Source organism: uncultured Ralstonia sp. (genome assembly GCA_913056305.1).
Classification (GTDB): domain Bacteria; phylum Pseudomonadota; class Gammaproteobacteria; order Burkholderiales; family Burkholderiaceae; genus Ralstonia.
Window position 1 is genome coordinate 1 of record CAJXMR010000357.1, and the last position, 3031, is coordinate 3031.

Genomic DNA, 3031 nt, shown 5'->3' on the forward strand with positions numbered 1-3031 from the left:
ATTCATGCGCGAGATCGCGCAGATGACGCAGCAGATCGTCAAGCGCGCCAAGGAATACGACAGCGACACCATCCCCGGCGACTATGCGACGCTCGCCACGCCGTGCCCGCAATGCGGCCACGTGGTCAAGGAAAACTACCGCCGCTTCGCCTGCAGCCACTGCGACTTCTCGATCAGCAAGATCCCGGGCGGCCGCCAGTTCGAGCTGGACGAAGTGGAAGAGCTGCTGATCAACAAGACCATCGGCCCGCTGCAGGGCTTCCGCAGCAAGATGGGCCGGCCGTTCGCGGCCATCCTCAAGCTGGCGCAGGAAGACGGCCACTGGAAGATGGAATTCGACTTCGGCCAGAACGACGAGGACGACGGCGAGCCGGTCGATTTCTCCGGCCAGGAAAGCGTCGGCCATTGCCCGAAGTGCAACGGCAGCGTCTACGAGCACGGCCTGAAGTACGTGTGCGAGAACGCCGTGGCGCAGCCCAAGACCTGCGACTTCACCACCGGCAAGATCATCCTGCAGCAGGAGATCAGCCGCGAACAGCTGCACAAGCTGCTGAGCGAAGGCAAGACCGACCTGCTGACCGGCTTCAAGTCGGCGCGCACGGGCCGCAACTTCAAGGCCTTCCTGGTCAAGCAGCCGGACGGCAAGATCGGCTTCGAGTTCGAGCCGCGCGGCGAAGGCAAGGGCAAGCCGGGCGCGAAGACCGCCGCCAAGAAGGCGCCAACCAAGACGACCACGGCGGCCAAGAAGACCCCGGCCGCCAAGGCCCCAGCCAAGACGGCCGCGAAGACGGCTGCCAAGAAAGCCCCGGCACGCAAGAAAGCCGCCGAAGCCGAGGCCAACGAGGAAAGCACCAGCGAAACCTGATCGACCGGTTTCTCTGGCACCAACGCAAACGGGAGGACACTGTCCTCCCGTTTTGTATTGGCGGTGCGTTTGGCGCTCAGGCGGCTTCGCTCATGCCCCGGCTGGTGCGCGCGTCGGCCTGATGCTTGACCTCCATCGCCTGGGCCAGCATGTAGTCGATGAAGGTGCGCACCTTGGTCGGCAGGAACTTGCGGCTCGGATACACCAGCGACAGCGAGCGGGCCGGCAGCTTGTACTGCGGCAGCACGCGCACCAGCCGCCCCGACTCCAGATCCGGCCGCGCCATATACGACGACAGGATCGCGATGCCCATGTCGGCCAGCACCGCGCGGTGCATCAGCTCGGCGTTGCTGGTGACCAGTGACGGCTGCACCGGCACAGCGATCGACTGGCCATCGGGCGTGCTCATCTCCCACTCGTGACGCAGCTGCGGATGCCACATCGCGATCACGCGGTGCTCGGCGATGTCTTCCGCGCGCTGCGGCGTGGAATGCTGGCGCAGGTAGGCGGGCGTGGCAGCCATGACCATCTCGGCGGAGATCATGCGGCGCGCCACCAGGTGCGAGCCGAGGCCGAGTTCCGACACCATGATGCCGACATCGCGACCATCTTCAACGATGTCGATCGGCCGATCGGACAGCGCCACGTCGAAGGTGACCTCCGGGTAGAGCTGCTGGAAACGTGCCAGCAGCATCGGCAGCACGTGCAGCCCGAACATGACCGGCGCGACGATGCGCAAACCGCCCACCAGCGCCTGGCTACGCGAGGTGGCCAGCGATTCGGCCTCATCGATGTCGAGCAAGATCTGCGCGCAACGCTGCAGGTAGGTCTCGCCCACGTCCGTCAGCGACAGGCTGCGCGTGGTGCGATTGAGCAGGCGCGTGCCGAGATGCGCCTCCAGATCGGCCACGTAGCGCGTGACCACGGCATTCGACATCGACAGATGCTGGGCCGCCCGGGCGAAGCTGCCAAGCTCCACCACCTTGGAAAACACCCGCATCGACTGCAAACGATCCATTCCAGCCTCTCACATGATTTGTTGTCAAAAATAGAACAAATCTGTCATGACAGCAAATTTTTAATTACTGTCTACGCAATTCACTGTAGACGCACGATCGTAGAATGTGAGTACACGCTCCGGTGAAGATATCCACATTCTTTACATTTTCCGCTCACAGTCGGTCGATCCGGGCATCCGCCTTCCCACCGATTGACGTAGCAGGGGATTTGCGCAGAGACTGCATACCAACGGGTAGATTTTTGTGGGATCCGTGTTGTGCTGCGTCACGCACCGGCGAATAACCGAGTGCAACACGCTTTTGCGCAAATCGACGCGGCACTCGTGTGAGACGGTTGCCATACTCGAAGCATGGATGCCACTGAACCCCGCCCGTATGAGCGCCCCGGTACGAGGGCTGCCATCACGACCAGCGCACAACCCGATGATGCCGCCGGCCGAGGAGACACCGCTATGACCATCCAGAACCGCGAGCCGGTCCACTATCTCGCAGGCGAGATGCCGCTGCATCGCTATTGCGCGCATCACGCGCAACAGACGCCGGAGCGCATCGCGCTGCTGTGGTACGGCCGCACGATCTGCTGGCGCGAGCTGGATCAGCTCTCCACGCGGCTGGCCGTGCAGTTCCAGCGGCTGGGCGTGGCGCGCGGCGATCGGGTCGCGCTGTTCCTGCAGAACTGTCCGCAAGCGATCCTGGCGCACCTGGCCACGGCCAAGCTCGGGGCGATCGTGGTGCCATGCGGGCCGCTGTCGCGGCAGCACGAGTTGCGCGACCAGCTGGCGGATTCCGCCGCCAAGATCCTGGTGGCGGCCGCCGACCTGATGCCCATCGTCGAGGCTGCGCGCCCGGGTACCGCGGTCGCCACCGTCATCACCACCCGCTATGCCGACCTGCAGCCGTCGCAACCGGCCTGCCGCAAGGCGCTGGCGGTGCCGCCGGAGCTGATCGCCGCCGACGCGTCGTCCGCGCCGCCGCCCAAGAACAAACCGGGTGCCGGCCAGCTCGACCTGATGCAGCTGCTGGCCGAGCCGGTGGACGTGGCCGAGCGCAATGCGGTGGCCGCCACCTCCGTCGACCTGGACGAGGTGGCGCTGATGGTCTACACCTCCGGCACCACCGGCCGCCCGAAGGGCGCCATGCTCACGCA

Annotated in this window: 3 protein-coding genes; 2 read left to right on the forward strand and 1 reads right to left on the reverse strand. The window is 65.0% G+C overall.

The features are described from left to right. On the forward strand, nt 1-865 hold an 865-nt coding region (locus QZ609_RS25940), incomplete at its 5' end, for a topoisomerase C-terminal repeat-containing protein (RefSeq protein ID WP_295501212.1). Between the two features lie 76 nt (nt 866-941). Here the strand turns inward: QZ609_RS25940 and QZ609_RS25945 are convergent. Then, nucleotides 942-1883, reverse strand: coding sequence for a LysR family transcriptional regulator (locus QZ609_RS25945; protein ID WP_295501215.1), 942 nt, complete (start codon nt 1881-1883; stop codon nt 942-944). A 453-nt stretch (nt 1884-2336) separates the two neighbouring features. Here QZ609_RS25945 and QZ609_RS25950 point away from each other — a divergent pair. After that, nucleotides 2337-3031, forward strand: a 695-nt coding sequence (locus tag QZ609_RS25950; RefSeq protein ID WP_295501218.1) for an AMP-binding protein, incomplete at its 3' end; no start/stop codon positions are given.